Raw genomic sequence first — 17,943 nt, 5'->3', positions numbered from 1 at the left:
TGGTGGTGCCGGCGGTGTGCGCCGCAGGCGCGCGGACGGGGATGCGGGACGGGGATGCGGGCGGGGACCGCCCTCACGGGAACGGGTGCGGGACGTCGACGAGGTGCTCCGGGCCGTCGAGCGCGGGCCCGTCGCGCCACCGCCGGTACAGCCGCGGATGGCCGAGGAACCGCGCGTCGTGCCGCACGTCGAGCGCCACGAGGTCCGGGCTCAGCGCGCGGACCACGTGGTAGCCGGCGGCGCGCACCTCGGGCGCGGTGATCCCGGCGAGCAGCACCTCGATGCCGTCCCGATGCAGCCCCTCCACGACCTCGCCCCAGGTCGACGGCCCGCCCAGGGACGCGGTGCGCACACCCGACGCGTCGAGGGCGGCGGACAGCGGCCGGGCGGAGGGCGGGCAGTGCAGCCGCACGTGGTCCTCGAACTCGACCACCTCGGCGGGCCCGATGGGCGGCCGGGGCAGGAGCCGCAGGCACCAGTTGTGCGTGTGCACCGCCTCGCGCACGGCGTTGAGGGCGGCGCGGTCGAGGTGGAAGTCGGCCGCGCATCCCACCGCGACGCCGAGGCGGTCGCTGCGCATGACCGCGAGGAGCACGGGCACGTCCGCGGCCGCATCGAGCACCCGCAGCGAAAACGCTGCGCCGAATCGGCCGCACAGCTCCTCCAGCCGGTCGAGCTCGCGTCGCGTGGCGTCGGCGAGACGTGGGCTCGCACGCCAGTCGAAGGCCGGCGGCGCGGATCCCCGCAGCCACGCCCGCTGGAAGGCGTCGCGCTCGATGAGCTCGAGGATGGCCCGGCCCGCGGCGAAGCCGAACGTGGGCCCGGCCGCGACGCCCGACGACGTGGTCGCCTCCAGGTGCGGCTCGCGGTGCCCGTCGGACGCGTGCGGGTCCTGGAACACCGCCATCTGGGCGGGCACGTGCACCCGGCGGCCGCCGTGCAGCGACCGCGCCGGCAGCCAGCTCATGAGCCGCCCGCGCTCCGGCTCCTCGAACGCGAACGCCGGGTCCGCGCGCTGCGTCGAGTGGAACCGCCGGAAGGCAGCGGGCGCCACCTGCCGGGGATCCGATCCGAGGGGTGCGCGGAACGCCCCGCGGGCACCCGCCAGCGAGAGCCGCTCCACGGCCTCGCCCACGCACGACCTCCGGGCGTCGGCGGAGCTCCCGCCGGGACCCATGCTGAAGCCCTCCGACACCACGCCCGTGAGGAAGCCCGTGTCGGCCGTCCGCGCCGAGTGCAGGGCGTCGGGGATGGCGTCCGGCGTGAAGGCCATGGGATGCGAGTAGGCGACGAGCCCGGTGAAGGGGCTGACCACGTCGCCCACCACGGCCCTCACGCCCGCCACGGCCCTCACGCCCGCCACGGCCCTCACGCCCGCCACGGCGAGACCACCCCAGCGTACGGACGCGGACCGCACGTGCCGCAGCGGGCGACGCGGAACACCGGATGCGCCTCCGCCGACAGCACCTTCGGCTCGACCACGAGGACCGTGCTCGCGACCAGCCAGTCGCGCGCGAAGATCCATCGGGCCGCGTAGCGCGCGGCGAACCCCGCCGCGATGGCGTCGAGCCCCGGATCCCGCGGGAGGGGCGCGACCGCGTCGGCGGCCGCCGCGTGGTCGCCGGCGAAGGGCGTGGTCGAGGCCCAGCGGAGGGCGACGCACTCGAGGCACGGCCCCTCGTCGGGCACGACCACCGGGCCGACGAGCTGGAAGCGGCCGTCGAACGGGTGGACGGGGAGCCACGCCCGCCCGGCCGCGTGCATCCTCGCCCCCACCTCGCGGAGGAGCCGCCGGCTGCCGGCCGCGATGACCAGGTCGGCATCGGACTCGTCGGTCAGCTCCGCCGAGGGCAGGGCATCGGCGAGGGAGGCGAGCAGGGCGGGGATGTCGTCGCCGACGAGCGCGACCCGGGCGGGGGTGCGCGGATCCCGCAGGGGCCCGAGCCCCGTGCGGTCGCCGCCGTTGCGCCGGGCCTCGTCGAGGATGTGCGCGAGCTCGGCCTGGTCGGGGTCGTCGAGCCGGCCGACCGGGTGGAGCGACGGGACGTCGTCCGCCGCGGACCGGGTGGGCGCGCCCACGACGACGTCCCGGAGGACCAGCTCGTCGACGAGCTCGGCCACGACCGGGGCGTGCTCGGCGAAGGCGCGATCGACGTCCGCGCGCGTGAAGGGCCGGGAGAGGAGGCGCGACACCGCGGAGACGGCGTCGCCCGAGGGCAGCTGCAGGGAGACCAGCTCGCGACCGCCGAGGAGGTGAAGGGTGTCCTCCACCTCCCCGGCGGCGTAGCGGGGACTCACCGAGTAGGTCGTCGACGGGTCCATGGCGGACCCGTCAGCGAGGCTGCTGCTTGCTGCTGCACGAGCAGCACGTGCTGCAGCAGAGGGTGACGTCGGCCATGACGACCTCGGCCTCCCGTCCACGGTGCGTGATGGTGAAGCCGAACGCCTCGGCGAGGAGGGCGTCGGCGCGCGCGGCATCGACCTCCTCGACGCGCCTGTTCGCCTCCGCGAGCGCCGACGCTCCCGTCGACACCGGTCCTTCCATGAGCATGGTCATGCCGTTTCCTCTCTCCGAGCGGTGATGCGGTGATGGTGGGTGGGACGACGTCTTTCTAGCACGATCCTCCGTGCCCTGGGCGAGAACGCCTGCCCTGTGGACAACCCGTCCGCCCGACCGGCCGATCCACCCGCGTCGAGGCCGCCCGCGTCGGATCCGGCGCGTACCCTGGAGCCCGTGACGGACGAGATGCTGGCCTTCCCCTGGGAGGACGACCTCGCCCCCGCGGCACCCGCGCCGCCGCCGCCCCCGCCGCACCTCACGCGCATCGTCGCCCACTCGTCCGACCGGGTCGCATGGCTGCGGGCGCGCAGCTTCGGCATCACCGCCACCGACGTCGCCCGGCTCGCGACGGACGCCTCGCTGCAGGCCGTCGCGCTCGAGAAGCTCTACGGCTCGGGCTTCGGCGGCAACCGGTACACCGACCACGGCCGGGAGCGCGAGCCGGAGATCGCGCGCTGGGTCGAGGCCGAGCACGGGATCGTCCCGAGCGCGCACCTCTTCCACGCGGAGGGCCAGCGCCGCCACCTCGCGACGCCCGACGGCGTGGGCCTCCGGTCCGACGGCCGGCTCGAGCTCGCGGAGATCAAGACCACCGCCAAGCCGTGGCGCAGCGTGCCCCGCAACTACCTGCGCCAGATCTGGTGGCAGCAGTACGTGCTGGGTGCCGAGCGCTCGCTCATCGTGTGGGAGCAGCACGTCGACTTCGTGCCGGTCCACGAGATCCCGAGGTGGAAGTGGATCGACCGGGACGAGGCCGAGATCGCGGCGCTCGTCGCGCGCGCGAACGACCTCATCGCCCTCATCGTCCGCATGGCCAACGCGCCGGCCGGAGCCCGCGGCCTGGCCTGACCCGGCCTCAGCGGATGCGCGCGATCCGCACCCGCATCCGCTCGACCGCGCGCCGGGTCGGCGCCGTCCGGTCCGGCCCGATGCGCACGCCCGGGACCCGCGCCACCGCCTCGACCCCCGCGAGCCCGCCAGCCGTGAGGCCCCTCCGCATTCTTCTCACCCGGGGAACACCGTGGAAACACGCCCGACTCACGCGCCGACTTCACTGGACGAGCGGGGGCCGAGGTGGGACCCACCACGCCGCCGGGTCCGAGGAGGGGTCGCACGATGAGCCAGGTCGTCCAGTCCAGAGCCGGCGCCGCAGCCGCCGAGGCCGAGCGGGACCGCGCGGCCGCGGCCGTCGCCCTCGCACCGCGCGGGGAGACCATGCGGGCGGTCGTCGTCACCGAGACGGGCGGGCCCGAGGTGCTGCACCTGGCGGACGTGCCCGTGCCGCACCGCCTCGACTCGGAGGTGCTCGTGAAGGTCGTCGCCGCCGGGGTGAACCCCCTCGACCTGCGGCTGCGCGCGGGCGGGCCCGGCGGTCCGGGCCTCGGCGCGCTGCCCGCGGTGCTCGGCCGCGACTTCAGCGGGGTCGTCGTGGAGTCCCCCTACGAGGACCACGCGCTGCATCCCGGCGACGAGGTGTTCGGGCTCGCCATGGTGCCGCGCATGCCGGGCAGCTACGCCCCGTACATCGCCGTCCCGAGCGTCAGCCTCGCCCGGAAGCCCGCCCGGCTCTCGCACGTCGAGGCGGCGGCCACGCCGGTCAGCGCGCTCACGGCGTGGGGCATGGTGGTCGACATCGGCCGGGCCCACGAGGGCCAGGTCGTCCTGGTGCACGCGGGCGCGGGCGGGGTCGGCCACTTCGCCGTGCAGTTCGCGCGCCACTTCGGCGCCCGGGTCGTCGCGACCGGATCGCCCCGGAACGTCGACTGGCTGGCGGAGCTCGGCGCCGACGAGGTCATCGACCGCACGCAGGTGCGCTTCGAGGACGTGCTCGCCGACGTCGACGTGGTGATCGACCTGGTCGGCAACTGCACGGACGACACCGGCACGCGGTCCCTCCAGGTCCTCCGGCGCGGGGGCCTGCTGGTCAGCGCGCCCGTGCAGGGGTGGCCGACCCTCGTGCAGGACGCCGCCGCGGTGGGCGTGCGCGCCACCCACTACGAGGTCGCGCCCGACGGTCAGACGCTGGCGGTCATCGCCCGGCTCCTCGAGTCGGGCGACATCAAGGTGTACGTCGACGAGGTGTTCGACCTGGAGGACGCGGCGGAGGCGCACCGCCACATGGAGAGCGGACACGCGCGCGGCAAGGTCGTGCTGAACGTGTCGCGCGGCTGACCCGCCCGGGGCTCAGCCGCGGACGGTCGCGGCGAGCGGCTGCTCCATCACGTGGTCGGTCTCGACGGCGTCCGACAGGCGGAACGAGCGCGTGCCGACGATGCGGAAGCCGCTGCGCTCGTAGAAGCGGATGGCCCGCGCGTTGTGCTCGTTGACCCCGAGCCAGATGCCGGCCCGGGCGTCGCGACCCCGCTCCCCCGCCAGCTCGCGCGCGATCCGCAGCGTCTCTGCCATGAGCGGCCGGGCGACCCCGACCCCGTGCATCCCGGCCTCCACGTACACCTTGCTGAGCTCGACCTCGGGCCGGAGCCGGAGCGCGCCGGCCACGTCGGGGTCGGCGGGAGGCGCGGCGACGAGCATCGTGTAGCCCACCGGGCGGCCGTCCACCTCCGCGAGGAGGACGCGGTGGGCCGCGTCCTCGAGGTGCGCCCGGAAGCGCGCGGGCGAGAGCACGGAGCGGATGTGCGCCGCGATCGCCTCGGCCGTCGTCGTGGGCGGGCACGCGAGGGCGAAGGTGCGCGCGGCGAGGGCCGCGACCTCCTCCGCGTCGGCGGGCGTCGCGACGCGGAACGCGGGGGCGGAGGAGACGGCGGGGTCGTCCGCGGCGGCGGTCGCGATGTCGGGGGTGCTCACCCTGAGAGCCTAGGCACCGGCACGGCCCGGAGACGACGGAAGGGCCCGCCGAGGCGGGCCCTTCCTGTGCTGCGGTCGTGCGGGCGCTCGCGCGCCGTGGGACTAGATGGAGTTGACGTCCACCGGGATGCCGGGGCCGAAGGTCGTGGAGACCGTGGCCTTCTGCACGTAGCGGCCCTTCGAGGAGGACGGCTTGAGGCGGACGATCTCCTCGAGCGCGGCGCCCACGTTCTCGGAGAGCTGCTCGGGCGAGAAGCTCGCCTTGCCGACCACGAAGTGGACGTTGGCGTGCTTGTCGACGCGGAACTCGATCTTGCCGCCCTTGATGTCGGACACCGCGCGCGCGACGTCCGGGGTGACCGTGCCGGTCTTGGGGTTGGGCATGAGGCCACGCGGTCCGAGGACCTTGCCGAGGCGTCCGACCTTGCCCATGAGCTCGGGCGTGGACACGGCGGAGTCGAACGACGTGTAGCCGCCCGCCACCTTCTCGATGAGCTCGTCGCCGCCGACCTCGTCGGCTCCTGCGGCGATGGCCGCCTCGGCCGCGGGGCCCGTCGCGAAGACGATGACGCGGGCGGTCTTGCCGGTACCGTGAGGAAGGATGACGGTGCCGCGGACCATCTGGTCTGCCTTGCGGGGGTCGACGCCGAGCTTGAGCGCGACCTCGACGGTGCTGTCGAACTTGCTGGAACCGGTCTCGCGCGCGAGCTCGACGGCCTCCGCGGCGGTGTACGCCTTGGCGGGATCGATCTTCTCGGCTGCGGCCCGGTAGGCCTTGGACTTCGCCATGTTCTTCTCCTGTTTCGAGAGTGCGGTGGATGTGAGCCTGGCTGGCTCTCCCGCGTGATGCTGGAGCGGACCCCGGTCGGGCTCCGCGGGTGGTGGAGGCTAGGCCTCGACCGTGATGCCCATGGAGCGGGCGGTGCCGGCGATGATCTTCGCCGCGGCGTCGATGTCGTTGGCGTTGAGGTCGGCCTGCTTCTGCTCGGCGATCTCGCGGACCTGGTCCATCGTGAGCTTCGCGACCTTGACCGTGTGCGGCGTGCCCGAGCCCTTGGCGACTCCGGCGGCCTTCTTGATGAGCTCCGCGGCCGGGGGCGTCTTCAGGATGAACGTGAACGTCCGGTCCTCGTAGACGGTGATCTCGACGGGGATGACGTTCCCGCGCTGAGCCTCGGTCTGGGCGTTGTACGCCTTGCAGAACTCCATGATGTTGACGCCGTGCTGTCCCAGCGCCGGCCCGATGGGCGGTGCGGGGTTGGCGGCGCCGGCCTTGATCTGCAGCTTGATCAGACCCGTGACCTTCTTCTTCGGTGCCATTTCTCTTCCTTCTTCTTGATTGCTAGATCGAGCGGGCCGCGCGGCCCGACCGCCTAGAGCTTGGTGACCTGGTCGAAGCTGAGCTCGACCGGGGTCTCGCGCTCGAACAGGGAGACGAGGACCGTGAGCTTGCCGCTCTCGGGCTTGATCTCGCTGATGGAGCCGGGGAGGCCCGCGAACGAGCCCTCCTTGATCGTGATCGTCTCGCCGATCTCGAAGTCGACCTCGGCGGCGACGACGCGCTGCGCCTGTCCGCCCTTGGTGGGCTGGCCCTTGACCTGCGCCACCTCCTTGATCTCGACGAGGCTCTTCAGCATGGAGAAGGCCTCCTCGAAGCGCAGCGGCGTGGGGTTGTGGGCGTTGCCCACGAAGCCCGTGACGCCGGGGGTGTGGCGGACGACCGACCAGCTGTCCTCGTTGAGGCTCATGCGCACCAGCACGTAGCCGGGGATGCGCACGCGGTTGACCATCTTGCGCTGGCCGTTCTTGATCTCGACGACGTCCTCCATCGGGACCTCGATCTGGTAGATGTCGTCCTCCATGTTGAGCGACACCATGCGGTTCTCGATGTTGCTCTTCACACGGCGCTCGAAGCCCGCGTAGGAGTGGATGACGTACCACTTGCCCGGCTTGGAGCGGAGCTCCTTGCGGAAGTCCTCGTAGGGGTCGACCTCGGGCGCGTCCTCGTCGGGCACCAGGTCGGCCTCGGCCTCCGCGACGTCCTCGGCGGTGGCGGGCGTGACCTCGGCGGGCTCGAGTGCCTCCTCGGCCGCCTCCTCCTCCGCCTCGTCGTCGGTCGCCTCGACGGCGGCCTCGGCCTCGTCGGCGGAGTCGATGTCGAGCGCGTCCTCGACGATCGCGTCGGCCTCGGGGTCGTCCACCGACTCCATGGCGTCGAGCGCGGCCGTCAGGTCGGTCTCGACGTCGTCGCCCTCGACGTGCAGGGCGGTGTGCTCCGCCGCGTCCGAGCTGCCCTCGGATGCGGTGGTGACGGAACCCTCCTGGGCCTCGTCCACCTCGGAGGACTGCTCCGCCGCGGGGGCGAGGTCGACGTCGTCGCGCTTGCTCTCAGCCAATGGATCTACTTCCCTCGTTCTTCGTAGTGCATGTACGTCTCGTGCCGTGCGACTCCCGCACGCGCGGAGGCGGATCGATGCGACCCGCCGCGCTCCCGGCCCTCGTGCGCCGCGGCGCGAGGGTCCGTGGACCCCGTGCGACCGCCGTCCGGTCCGTGCCGCCTCCGTGCGGAGGCCCCGGTGCTAGGCGCCGTTGCCGAACACCACGATGGCGAGGTACCCGAACAGCTGGTCGAGGAGCGAGACGATCACCATCATCACGATGACGAAGGCCAGGACCACTCCCGTGAACGTGAGCAGCTCCTTGCGGGTGGGGGTGACCACCTTCTTGAGCTCCTGCACGACCTGCTTGATGAAGAGCACCAGCCGGGCGAAGGGGTTGCGCCGCGCGTCCCGCTGCTCGCGAGCCTGCGCGACGATCTCCTCGCTCGGCTCGTCGACGATCTTCCGCGCCACGCGTGGGTCCCTTCCTGCATTGCTCGGCGCCTCCCGGAGCTCGGGCGAGCCGCGATGGGCCGCGTCCGTGGACGCGGATCATCTAGCAGGGCGGACAGGACTCGAACCTGCAACCTGCGGTTTTGGAGACCGCTGCTCTACCAATTGAGCCACCACCCTCTGCGTCGGCGCCCGCCTGCCCCTGCACCCCACCACCGTGCGAGCACGGACGGAAGAGGGCGCGGAAGAGCATGGCGGAGATACCGACCCGGACGAGTGTACCAGCATCCGCGCCCGCGCGGTCCGGACCCCCGTCCGACAGGCGTCGGCGCCCGCGTGGCGCGCCGTCCGGATCCCTATGCTCGCAGGTATGTCCGAACCGCAGAGCACCGTCCCCCTCAGCCGCGTCTCCACCCGCATCGGATCCATCGCCGAGTCCGCGACCCTCAAGGTCGACGGCAAGGCCAAGGCCCTGCAGGCCGCCGGGCGTCCCGTCATCAGCTTCGCGGCGGGCGAGCCCGACTTCCCGACGCCCGACTACGTGGTCGAGGCCGCGGTCGAGGCCGCCCGGGATCCCCGCAACCACCGCTACACCGCGGCCGCCGGCCTCCCCGACCTCCGCGAGGCGATCGCCGACAGGACGCGCGCCTCCTCCGGCCTCGACGTGGGGATCGACCGGATCATCGTCACCAACGGCGGCAAGCAGGCCGTCTACCAGGCGTTCCAGACGCTGCTCGACCAGGGCGACGAGGTCCTCGTCCCCACGCCGTACTGGACCACCTACCCCGAGGCCATCCGGCTCGCGGGCGGCGTCCCCGTCGACGTGTTCGCGGGCGCCGACCAGGGCTACCTCGTCACCGTCGAGCAGCTCGAGGCCGCATGGACCCCGCGCACGAAGGTGCTGCTGTTCGTCTCGCCCTCCAACCCCACGGGTGCCGTCCACTCGCGGGAGCAGACCCGCGAGATCGGCGAGTGGGCCGACGCCAAGGGCCTGTGGGTCATCAGCGACGAGATCTACCAGGACCTCGTATACGACGGGGCCGAGGCCGCGAGCATCGTCGACGTCGTGCCGGCGCTGGCCGACCGCACGATCCTCGTCAACGGCGTCGCGAAGACCTACGCGATGACCGGCTGGCGGGTCGGGTGGATGGTCGGCCCCGCGGACGCCATCAAGGCCGCCGGCAACCTGCAGTCGCACCTCTCCTCCAACGTCTCCAACGTCTCGCAGCGCGCGGCGATCGCGGCGCTCCGCGGCCCGCGGGACACCGTCGACCGCATGCGGGAGGCGTTCGACCGCCGCCGCCGCACGATCGTCGCCGAGCTCGACGCCATCCCGGGCTTCGTCACGCCCACTCCGCAGGGCGCGTTCTACGTCTACCCCGACGTCACGGGCCTGTTCGGCCGCGAGATCGACGGCGTGACCCCCACGAGCTCGCTCGAGGTCGCCGACCTCCTGCTGGAGAAGGCCGAGGTCGCGGCGGTGCCCGGCGAGGCGTTCGGCCCGAGCGGGTTCCTGCGCTTCAGCTACGCGCTCGGCGACGAGGCGCTGCTCGAGGGCGTGCGGCGGATCCGCGACCTCCTCGCTTGATCCGCTGCGCGTTCCGTGCGGGTCGGCCTCGCTCGGGGAAGGGCTCTGATCATCGTCCTATGACGACAACAGTCGAGGCATTCGTCTCGGCTCGGAAGCGCCCGATCCCCCTCACACGGACCACCCCGGCCTGATCGCGACCCACGCGGCCCGATGATCTTCGATCGGATCCACACTCTCATCACGAGAGATCGCTGGCGGCTTTCCGCACCAGCCCGATCGATACGTCCCGGGGCGACCGGGCGGTGGCCTGGCGCCGGCCTACGTCGCCCGGGTCGGCTCGCTTCGGTGCTCATGCACCTCCCGAGCGAGGCCACGCCCTCCGGCGTGCGCTCCTGGGACCCCGCGCCCCGGCCGGTACCACCCCTGCACACATCCGCAACGCGCCCTGTGAAATACGCGAGCAGCACGGACTGCGCGAGCACTACGTTGCCCGTCATCGCCCCGCATCGACAGAGGACGCACGGCGAGGACGAACGCGACCTGCATCTCGTTCCACAGATCGATGCAGATCTGGCCCGCGACATCGGAAAGCCATCCCCGATCACGGGCGACACACGGCTGCTCATTCTTGCCGCCTTCTCACACGACGCATCGAGCGGTTTCCGCGACGCTCCTCCCGAACCGTCTCCGCAGAGCCTGCTGCGCGAACGGCGCCATGCGAACTTCCTTCCGGCACCTCCCCTGACCGCGCGGCGCCGGAAGGAAGCCGCGTCGAGAATCAGCAGTGCATGCCCCAAGCGAAGCGAAGCGAAGCGAAGCGAAGCGAAGCGAAGCGAAGTCCTTTGCGCGACCAGACGACCGTGGCCGTCCAGTCAAACAATCGAACAAAGAGGTTGCCCATGAAGAATGAGCCAATGTCCCCTTCAGCGGCAATGCCGTTGGGTGCGCTCGGGGTGTCCTTGGTTCTCGTCCTGGCACCGGCGCTTCCCGCCGATGCTGGCACGGATCCATCGTCGCCCCATACGGGCAGATCTAGCCCCACCCAGGCAGAAGTGCAGGACTTCGCGCTGAAGAGCCAGACGGAGCAGGAGGCGTGGACGAGGCTCACCGATCGCGATGCGGAGGAGTTCGAGGCCGTCTACGACCAGGCAGGACTACAGGCGCAAAGCGGACTTCGCTTCACCATCGAGAGCGCGACCGCGTGGCGCGTCACCCCTGACCTCCGCATGCTGCGCATCCCCGTCGCGTCAGGACAAGATGTCGAACAGCAGACCAGCATCTCCGTCTTCTTCGACGACGCGGGCAAGCTCATCGACACTACTGAGTTCCTGTTCAAGGCCACCTCCCCCACTTCCGGAACCGTTCACGCTTGGGCTGGAAGCAAGACTGTGTCGAATCACGACGTGAGCGCTCCTGGAGCCCGTTCCTCGATGGCGCTCTCTTCCCAGGGCGGATCGATCTCCACCATGGACTACCAGAGAGGAGACTGGTGGGGGAACTTCAACCAGTGCCTCTCCAACGCCGGGATCGCCGCGTGGGTCATGACCGGCATCAGCATCGCCTGTGCCGCGATCTGCGTCGCCACACTAGGAGCCGGATGTCTCGTCTGCCTAGGGGCCGCATCAGCGGGATCCAGCGGCACAGTGACTTCTTGCATCGGCATGGCCAACCACTACAGCTGAGATGATGATGCAGAACAGCAAGAGAATAGCCGAGTCCATTCCCAGCGTTGCGGTGATGCTGGCGATCCCCGGACTGGTCTTGAGCCAGATCGCACCGTTCAGCAGCTACGCCGCGGTGTTCTGGCTCACGTCGGGCGCGTTCATGCTCGTCGCATTGACATTCGCCATCCGCAATCGGCGGAACAGCAAAGGGAAGTGAGACGGCCAGGGGCCCCCGTCCCTCGGGGTTCGGCGCGGTGGACCCTTATCTGTCCTCATTCGTGCGCCGGATCCGCGACCTGCTGGCCTGACCCGCCGCCCGGCCCGTGCCGGCCTACCCGCCCCTAGAGGGAGAGGCCGACCAGCACGGGCTCGGGCTGCAGGATCACGCCGTGCTCGCTCATCACGCGGCCCTGCACGTAGCGCGCGAGGGCGGCGACGTCCTCGGCGGTCGCGGTGCCGCGGTTCGTGAGCGCGAGCGTGTGCTTCGAGGAGACCGCGGCGCCCGATCCGGGAAGCTGGAAGCCGCGCTGCACGCCCGAGCGCTCGATGAGCCACGCGGCGCTGAGCTTCACGCCCGCGGGCTCGCGACGGCGGCGCGCGACGGCCTCGCGCTCGATCGCCTCCGCGACCTCCCACTGGTCGCCGAGGGGGACGACGAGGTCCTCGGGCGGGTCCTCCTGCGGCCAGCGCGGGGCGTCGGCCGGCAGCGTGCGGGCGAAGGCGGCGCTGACGATCGGGTTGGTGAAGAAGGACCCGGCGCTCCAGGTGTCGGGATCCGCGTCGTCGAGCACCATGCCCTTGGACGCCCGGAGCGCCAGCACGGTCTCGCGCACGCGGGCGACGGGCACGCGGTCGCCGAGCTCGACGCCGAGGGCGCCCGCCAGCTGCTGGTAGGCGATCGGCAGGCCGAGCGCGTCGGGTCCGTCGCCCGGGGTGAGCGCGAAGTCCACCGAGAGCACGACGCCCACGCGGCCGCGCTTCAGCGACGACGTGCGGTAGCCGAGGCCGAGGTCGGCGGTGCTGAGCCGTTCCACCGTCCCCGACTCGTAGTCGAGGAAGTCGACGGCCTCGAGGACGTTGGCGACCTCCTGGCCGTACGCGCCGATGTTCTGCACCGGGGAGGCGCCGGTCGACCCGGGGATCCCGGAGAGCGCCTCGAGGCCCGCGAGGCCGTCGGCCACGGTGCGCGCCACGAGCGCGTCCCACGGCTCGCCGGCCTGCACGCGCACGAGCACGGTCCCGTCGGGGCGCACCTCGCCGACCTCGACGCCACGCGTCGCGATGCGGACGACCGTGCCGGCGATCCCCTCGTCGGAGACCAGGGTGTTGGAGCCGCCGCCGAGGACCACCCAGTCTTCGCCGACGGACCACAGGCCGAGCAGCGTGTCGACGAGCTCGTCGCGCTCGCTCACGGTCACGAGCTCCTCCGCGGGGCCGCCGACGCGGAGCGTCGTGAGGTCGGCGAGCGGGGCGTCGCGGTGGGTCTGGATCGTCACGGGTGCCCTACGCCAGCCGGACCTGCGCCTGCGCGCGGCCCAGCACCGTCTTGCCGTCGACCGAGGCCGCGATGTCGATGCGGACGGTCCCCGCCTCCGCGTCGATCGCGCCGACCTTGGCGACGATGGTCATGTCCTGCCCGGCGGCGGGATCCACGACCACGGGCCGCGTGAAGCGCACGCCGTACGCGACGATGCGGGCCGGGTCGCCCGCCCAGTCGGCGACGGGCTGCACTGCCTGGCCCATGGTGAGCATGCCGTGCGCCAGCACGCCCGGGAGCCCGACCGACGCGGCGACGTCGTCGCGGTAGTGGATGGGGTTGAAGTCGCCCGACGCGCCCGCGTAGCGGACGAGGGAGTCGCGCGTGAGGTGGAGGGAGCGCTCGGCCACGACGTCGCCCACCGCGAGGTCGGCCAGCACGGGCACGGGCACGGCGGATGCGGCGCTCACGCGTCGTCCCCCCGCACCACGAGGGTCGAGACGGCCGTGACGACGTGCGCGCCGGACGCGTCGACCATGGCGGACTCGGCCGTCACCATGGAGTTGCCGCCGAGCGACGCCACCTTGGTGACGGTCAGCGTGGCGGTGAGCTCGTCGCCCGCGACCACGGGGCGCGTGTACGTGAACGCCTGCTCGCCGTGCACGACGCGGCTGAAGTCGATGCCCGCGTCGGGCTCCGCGAGGAGCTGCGCGAGCGTCGCCTCCTGCACCACGACGGGGAAGGTGCTCGGCGCGACCACGTCCGCGTGGCCGGCGGCGCGCGCGGCCTCGGGGTCGAGGTGGACGGGGTGGGTGGCGCCGACGGCACGGGCGAACTCGCGCACCTTCTCGCGTCCCACCAGGTACGGGGCGGCGGCGGGGAGCACGCGACCCTGGATCTCTGGATTCACTGGCACCGGACGATCCTACGCGGCGGGCCCGTCGGCGCCCTCGGGGGCGCCGGCCGGCGAGCGCCCCCGGGCATGCGAGAGCCCCGGCCCCCACTTCTCGTGGGGACCGGGGCCCGGGTCGCGATGCCGCCGGAGCGGATCAGCTGCCTACTGGCAGGAGTCGCACTGCAGGAGCTCCATGGGGTCGACGGGGATCGCGTAGCCGCCGACGGAGTCGTTGTTGTCGTAGTCCATGTGTTCCTCCTGGTGCGTCGTGTCGGGAGCCGCCGGTCGCGGTTCCTCAGGTCTCGGTGCTCGCAGCTCCGTGCCCTCCCGGGACCGCGTCGATGCGGGTCCCGGGTTGCTCGGCCACCTGGTGGGGCGGCGAGGTCTCCACTATATAACCCGAACTACAGACCTGTCATTCCACTACATCTAGTGTTTCGGCGTGTCGCGGCGCCTTCCGCACGATCATGCGGATCTGCGCTCGCCGACCGGATCTGGAGCCCGCGCGACCCCGGCGTGTCGCCCGCGGAGGCGCCCCACGACGGGTGCCGCGGCCCCGGGCCGACCCGCTCCCGGGCGGCCGCGCAGACCGTCGCGGCACGCACGAGGGCCGCCGCGAACGCGTCGCGGCGGCCCTCGTGCGCTCGGTGCGCGGGAGGCGGATCAGGCGCCGCCCTCGCGCGCCTCCTTCTCCGCCTCGGACTCGCTGGCGGTGTAGTCGCCGCCGGCGGACGCCTCGCGGCGCTCCTCGTCGTGCGCGTCGGGGACGGGGTTGCCCTGGGTCTTGTAGAGCACGTCGTCGTGCTCGGCGCCCGAGGCGTGGTCGGGGTGGTCGGGGGATTCGTGGTGGGTCATGCCCGGAGGCTACGCCCGGCACCTGTCCGATCGGAAGCACGGGATCCGGTGGGGCATGAGGAAAGGCCCCGGAACCTGGCGAGAGGTGTCCGGGGCCTATCGAGGAGGACGGACCGCGGAGGATCCGTGCTTCCGTAGCGGGAGCGGGACTTGAACCCGCGACACCACGATTATGAGCCGTGTGCTCTAACCACCTGAGCTACCCCGCCATGACCCCCGCCGGCGGCCGTGGCCGCTCGTGGAGGATCGAGCCCCCAGTGAGGATTGAACTCACTACCTCTTCCTTACCAAGGAAGTGCTCTACCAATGAGCTATGGGGGCGTGCCTGGGCGCGTCGGAGACGCGCTGGAACCCTACGACGATAGCAGGTCCGGGACCGCCCGCGAGACGCGCGACGGCCCCGGACCGGGGCACGGCCGGCCCGGACGGGTCGGGTCGGCCGGCAGGGGATCAGACGGCGGACAGGTCCCGGACCTCGTCGGCCGTCAGCTCGAGCTCGACGGAGGCCAGGAGGTCCGGGAGCTGCGTGAGGTCGCGCGCGCTCGCGATCGGCGCCGTGACCGACGGCTGCGCCCGGAGCCAGGCGAGGGAGACGGTCGTGACGCTGACGCCGTGGTCCGCGGCGACGCGGTCGAGCACCTCGAGGAGGGCGCGGCCGTGGTCGTCGTAGTACTGGGAGGCGGCGCCGGCGCGCGGGCTGTCGACGTCCGCGCCACGGTACTTCCCGGTGAGGAAGCCGCTCGCGAGGCCCGAGTACGGCGCCGAGGCGATGCCCTCGCGGATCAGGAGGTCGGCGAGCTCGCCCTCGTAGTCGTCGCGGGCGACGAGGTTGTAGCGGTTCTGGAGCACCTCGAAGCGGGCGATGCCCTCGCGGGCCGAGATGTCGAGGGCGGCCTGCAGGCGCTCCGCGGTGAAGTTGGAGGCGCCGATCGCGCGCACCTTCCCCTCCGTCACCAGCTCGGCGAGCGCGGTCACGGTCTCCTCGAGCGGGGTGTCCTGGTCGTCGACGTGCGCGTAGTAGAGGTCGATCGCGTCCACGCCCAGGCGGCGGAGGCTGGCCTCCACGCCGCGACGGACGCTGTCGCGGGAGGTGCCCTTCGCGGCCTCGAGCGAACCCACCTTGGTGGCGATGACGAGGTCGTCGGGGCGGCCGCGCGACGCGAGCCAGCGGCCGATGATCTCCTCCGACTCGCCGCCGGAGTTGCCGGGCTTCCACGCGGAGTACACGTCCGCCGTGTCGATGAAGTTGCCGCCGGCCGCCGTGTAGGCGTCGAGGAGCCGGAACGAGGTCTCCTCGTCGGCGGTCCACCCGAAGACGTTGCCGCCGAAGGACAGGGGCAGCACCTCCAGGCCGCTGGATCCGAGGGGCACGCGTGCGGGGTTCGTCATGACTGATCTCCTTCGTCCGGTGATGACGGCGGTGGCCGCCTCCAGGGTCAAGCCGCCGCGGGCGCCCGGCTATTCCGCGGCCGCGCGCCCGGCGGTCCCGCGGGGCCCGCGCGCCCGACCCCGACGCGGGGAGGCCCACCGCCCGTCGCCTAGGCTCGTCGCATGACTCCGCCTGCCCCCACAGCCCTGTCCCCGGCTGCCCGGGACGACATCCTGACCCGCCCCGACGGCGACGACGCGCACGGCACCGGATCCGAGTGGTGGCGCACCGCCGTGATCTACCAGATCTACCCCCGCTCGTTCGCGGACTCCGACGGCGACGGCATCGGCGACCTACCCGGCATCACCGAGCGGCTCCCCGCGCTCCGCGAGCTCGGGGTCGACGCCGTCTGGCTCTCCCCGTTCTTCCTCTCCCCGCAGAACGACGCCGGCTACGACGTGGCCGACTACTGCGACGTGGACCCGCTGTTCGGAACCCTCGACGACTTCGACCGGATGCAGCGCCGCGCGCACGAGCTCGGCCTCCGCGTGATCGTCGACATCGTCCCCAACCACACCTCCTCCGAGCACCGCTGGTTCCAGGAGGCCATCGCGACCCCCGCCGGCAGCGAGGAGCGCGCCCGCTACATGCTCCGCGACGGGAAGGGCGCCGACGGCGAGCTCCCGCCCAACAACTGGGAGTCGATCTTCGGCGGACCCGCCTGGACGCGCCTCACGGAGCCCGACGGCACGCCCGGCCAGTGGTACCTGCACCTGTTCGACTCGTCGCAGCCCGACCTCGACTGGACGAACCCGTGGGTGCGCGCCCGGTTCCGCGAGATCCTCCGCTTCTGGCTCGACCGCGGGGTCGACGGATTCCGCGTGGACGTCGCGCACGGCATGGTCAAGGCCCCCGGCCTCCCGGACTACACGCCGCCCGAGGGCCAGGGCAGCATGGGCGGCGGCGCCGGCGGCGTGGACGACGAGCCCGCCGCGTCCGCTCCCCCGCCGCCGTACTTCGCACAGGAGGGCGTCCACGAGATCTACCGCGAGTGGCGCGAGATCTTCGACTCCTACGACGGCGACCGCGCCATGGTCGCCGAGGCGTGGGTGGAGCCGCTCGCGAAGCTCGCCGACTGGGTCCGCCCCGACGAGATGCACCAGGCCTTCAACTTCAGCTACCTCGAGACGCCGTGGGACGCGACCGCGCTCCGGCACACCATCGACGCGTCGCTGGCGACCTTCTCCTCCGTCGGCGCGCCCAGCACGTGGGTGCTGTCTAACCACGACGTGGTGCGGCACGCCAGCCGCCTCGCGCTCTCGGGCGAGAACCCGCAGGGCGTCGGCATCGGCCCGCGCTCGACCGTGACGGTGGACGAGGAGCTCGGCCTCCGCCGGGCCCGCGCCGCCAGCGCGCTCATGCTCGCGCTGCCCGGCAGCGCCTACATCTACCAGGGCGAGGAGCTCGGGCTGCCGGAGGACATCCGCCTGCCCGACCAGGCGCGCCAGGACCCGACGTTCCACCGCACCGCGGGCGAGCGCTACGGGCGCGACGGGTGCCGCGTGCCGATCCCGTGGGAGGCGGGCGCCCCGTCGTACGGCTTCAGCACCGGCGACGCCAGCTGGCTGCCGCAGCCCGACGACTGGGACCGGTTCGCCCGCGACACCGAGCAGGCGGATCCCGCCTCGACGCTGTCGCTCTACACGGAGGCGCTGCTGCTCCGCCGCGAGCACGGCCTCGCGCTCGGCGACATGGAGTGGATCACGGCGGAGGGCGACGACGTCCTCGCCTTCCGCAGCTCGGGCGTCACGGTCGTCGCGAACCTCGGTGCCGCGCCCGTGCCGCTGCCCGAGGGCCGCGTGCTGCTCGCCAGCCGCGCGCTCGACGGGGACGCCGTGCCGTCCGACACGACGGTGTGGCTCATCGCCGACTGACCCGGTCGGCGCCGACCGCACG

Annotated in this window: 19 protein-coding genes and 3 tRNA genes; 6 read left to right on the top strand and 16 right to left on the bottom strand. The window is 72.6% G+C overall.

Translation table 11 applies throughout. The features are described 5' to 3' along the window. Nucleotides 1-73 precede the first annotated feature (73 nt). The 3 genes from AC07VC_RS02635 to AC07VC_RS02625 are packed head-to-tail and all read right to left on the bottom strand — an operon-like array spanning nucleotide 74 to nucleotide 2,557. Nucleotides 74-1,381, bottom strand: coding sequence for a YcaO-like family protein (locus AC07VC_RS02635; RefSeq protein ID WP_494674530.1), 1,308 nt, complete (start codon nucleotides 1,379-1,381; stop codon nucleotides 74-76). Further along, a complete protein-coding gene (locus AC07VC_RS02630) occupies nucleotides 1,369-2,322 on the bottom strand; it encodes a TOMM precursor leader peptide-binding protein (RefSeq protein ID WP_494674531.1) in 954 nt (317 codons plus the stop codon). Before AC07VC_RS02630 ends, AC07VC_RS02635 begins: the two co-directional genes overlap by 13 nt. A gap of 10 nt (nucleotides 2,323-2,332) precedes the next feature. Next, nucleotides 2,333-2,557 carry a hypothetical protein gene (locus AC07VC_RS02625; RefSeq protein WP_494674532.1) on the bottom strand — a complete coding sequence of 75 codons (225 nt, stop codon included), beginning with the start codon at nucleotides 2,555-2,557 and terminating at the stop codon, nucleotides 2,333-2,335. A gap of 189 nt (nucleotides 2,558-2,746) precedes the next feature. Between AC07VC_RS02625 and AC07VC_RS02620 the strand changes: the two genes are divergently transcribed. Together AC07VC_RS02620 and AC07VC_RS02615 are read left to right on the top strand one after the other, a co-directional pair. Further along, nucleotides 2,747-3,409: a YqaJ viral recombinase family protein gene (locus AC07VC_RS02620; RefSeq protein ID WP_494676531.1), complete on the top strand. Its 663-nt coding sequence runs from the start codon at nucleotides 2,747-2,749 to the stop codon at nucleotides 3,407-3,409. Nucleotides 3,410-3,775: 366 nt separating this feature from the next. Next, a complete protein-coding gene (locus AC07VC_RS02615) occupies nucleotides 3,776-4,732 on the top strand; it encodes an NADP-dependent oxidoreductase (RefSeq protein WP_094117072.1) in 957 nt (318 codons plus the stop codon). Between the two features lie 12 nt (nucleotides 4,733-4,744). Here AC07VC_RS02615 and AC07VC_RS02610 read toward each other — a convergent pair whose 3' ends face one another. From AC07VC_RS02610 to AC07VC_RS02585, 6 genes are all read right to left on the bottom strand, one after another. Then, on the bottom strand, nucleotides 4,745-5,350 hold the full coding sequence (locus AC07VC_RS02610; protein ID WP_494676532.1) for a GNAT family N-acetyltransferase: 606 nt from the start codon (nucleotides 5,348-5,350) through the stop codon (nucleotides 4,745-4,747). A gap of 117 nt (nucleotides 5,351-5,467) precedes the next feature. After that, on the bottom strand, nucleotides 5,468-6,154 hold the full coding sequence (rplA, locus tag AC07VC_RS02605; protein WP_015491347.1) for a 50S ribosomal protein L1: 687 nt from the start codon (nucleotides 6,152-6,154) through the stop codon (nucleotides 5,468-5,470). A 99-nt stretch (nucleotides 6,155-6,253) separates the two neighbouring features. Further along, nucleotides 6,254-6,685, bottom strand: coding sequence for a 50S ribosomal protein L11 (rplK, locus tag AC07VC_RS02600; protein WP_012039476.1), 432 nt, complete (start codon nucleotides 6,683-6,685; stop codon nucleotides 6,254-6,256). A 53-nt stretch (nucleotides 6,686-6,738) separates the two neighbouring features. Next, on the bottom strand, nucleotides 6,739-7,761 hold the full coding sequence (nusG, locus tag AC07VC_RS02595; RefSeq protein ID WP_317229436.1) for a transcription termination/antitermination protein NusG: 1,023 nt from the start codon (nucleotides 7,759-7,761) through the stop codon (nucleotides 6,739-6,741). A 183-nt stretch (nucleotides 7,762-7,944) separates the two neighbouring features. Continuing rightward, nucleotides 7,945-8,217 (bottom strand): preprotein translocase subunit SecE, encoded by a 273-nt coding sequence (secE, locus tag AC07VC_RS02590; RefSeq protein WP_012039478.1) that lies wholly within the window; start codon nucleotides 8,215-8,217, stop codon nucleotides 7,945-7,947. 86 nt (nucleotides 8,218-8,303) lie between these two features. Then, a tRNA-Trp gene (locus tag AC07VC_RS02585) sits at nucleotides 8,304-8,376 on the bottom strand. Nucleotides 8,377-8,554: 178 nt separating this feature from the next. Between AC07VC_RS02585 and AC07VC_RS02580 the strand changes: the two genes are divergently transcribed. The 3 genes from AC07VC_RS02580 (at nucleotide 8,555) to AC07VC_RS02570 (ending at nucleotide 11,608) form a co-directional block, all read left to right on the top strand. Then, nucleotides 8,555-9,784, top strand: coding sequence for a pyridoxal phosphate-dependent aminotransferase (locus AC07VC_RS02580; protein WP_396335514.1), 1,230 nt, complete (start codon nucleotides 8,555-8,557; stop codon nucleotides 9,782-9,784). 857 nt (nucleotides 9,785-10,641) lie between these two features. Continuing rightward, nucleotides 10,642-11,409 (top strand): hypothetical protein, encoded by a 768-nt coding sequence (locus AC07VC_RS02575; RefSeq protein ID WP_494674533.1) that lies wholly within the window; start codon nucleotides 10,642-10,644, stop codon nucleotides 11,407-11,409. Nucleotide 11,410: 1 nt separating this feature from the next. Then, nucleotides 11,411-11,608, top strand: a complete 198-nt coding sequence (locus AC07VC_RS02570; protein WP_494674534.1) for a hypothetical protein — start codon at nucleotides 11,411-11,413, stop codon at nucleotides 11,606-11,608. A gap of 124 nt (nucleotides 11,609-11,732) precedes the next feature. On the opposite strand, the gene AC07VC_RS02565 is transcribed toward AC07VC_RS02570, so the two are convergent. From AC07VC_RS02565 to AC07VC_RS02535, 7 genes are all read right to left on the bottom strand, one after another. Then, complete coding sequence (locus tag AC07VC_RS02565; protein WP_494674535.1) at nucleotides 11,733-12,887, bottom strand: UDP-N-acetylmuramate dehydrogenase; 1,155 nt, start codon at nucleotides 12,885-12,887, stop codon at nucleotides 11,733-11,735. Between the two features lie 7 nt (nucleotides 12,888-12,894). Beyond that, complete coding sequence (locus AC07VC_RS02560; protein WP_494674536.1) at nucleotides 12,895-13,338, bottom strand: MaoC/PaaZ C-terminal domain-containing protein; 444 nt, start codon at nucleotides 13,336-13,338, stop codon at nucleotides 12,895-12,897. Next, on the bottom strand, nucleotides 13,335-13,784 hold the full coding sequence (locus AC07VC_RS02555; protein ID WP_494674537.1) for an FAS1-like dehydratase domain-containing protein: 450 nt from the start codon (nucleotides 13,782-13,784) through the stop codon (nucleotides 13,335-13,337). The genes AC07VC_RS02560 and AC07VC_RS02555 overlap by 4 nt, the downstream gene beginning before the upstream one ends. A gap of 642 nt (nucleotides 13,785-14,426) precedes the next feature. After that, the gene (locus AC07VC_RS02550; RefSeq protein ID WP_317229444.1) at nucleotides 14,427-14,618 is read right to left on the bottom strand and encodes a hypothetical protein; all 192 of its coding nucleotides are present in this window, start codon (nucleotides 14,616-14,618) and stop codon (nucleotides 14,427-14,429) included. A gap of 135 nt (nucleotides 14,619-14,753) precedes the next feature. Then, a tRNA-Met gene (locus tag AC07VC_RS02545) sits at nucleotides 14,754-14,827 on the bottom strand. A gap of 40 nt (nucleotides 14,828-14,867) precedes the next feature. Then, a tRNA-Thr gene (locus AC07VC_RS02540) sits at nucleotides 14,868-14,939 on the bottom strand. A gap of 129 nt (nucleotides 14,940-15,068) precedes the next feature. Beyond that, nucleotides 15,069-16,007 (bottom strand): aldo/keto reductase, encoded by a 939-nt coding sequence (locus AC07VC_RS02535; RefSeq protein ID WP_494674538.1) that lies wholly within the window; start codon nucleotides 16,005-16,007, stop codon nucleotides 15,069-15,071. A 162-nt stretch (nucleotides 16,008-16,169) separates the two neighbouring features. Between AC07VC_RS02535 and AC07VC_RS02530 the strand changes: the two genes are divergently transcribed. Continuing rightward, nucleotides 16,170-17,921: a glycoside hydrolase family 13 protein gene (locus tag AC07VC_RS02530; RefSeq protein WP_494674539.1), complete on the top strand. Its 1,752-nt coding sequence runs from the start codon at nucleotides 16,170-16,172 to the stop codon at nucleotides 17,919-17,921. The last annotated feature ends 22 nt before the right edge of the window (nucleotides 17,922-17,943 follow it).

Source organism: Clavibacter sp. GW821-FHT01D01 (genome assembly GCF_059422605.1).
This window is presented reverse-complemented; position numbering and strand designations above follow the sequence as displayed.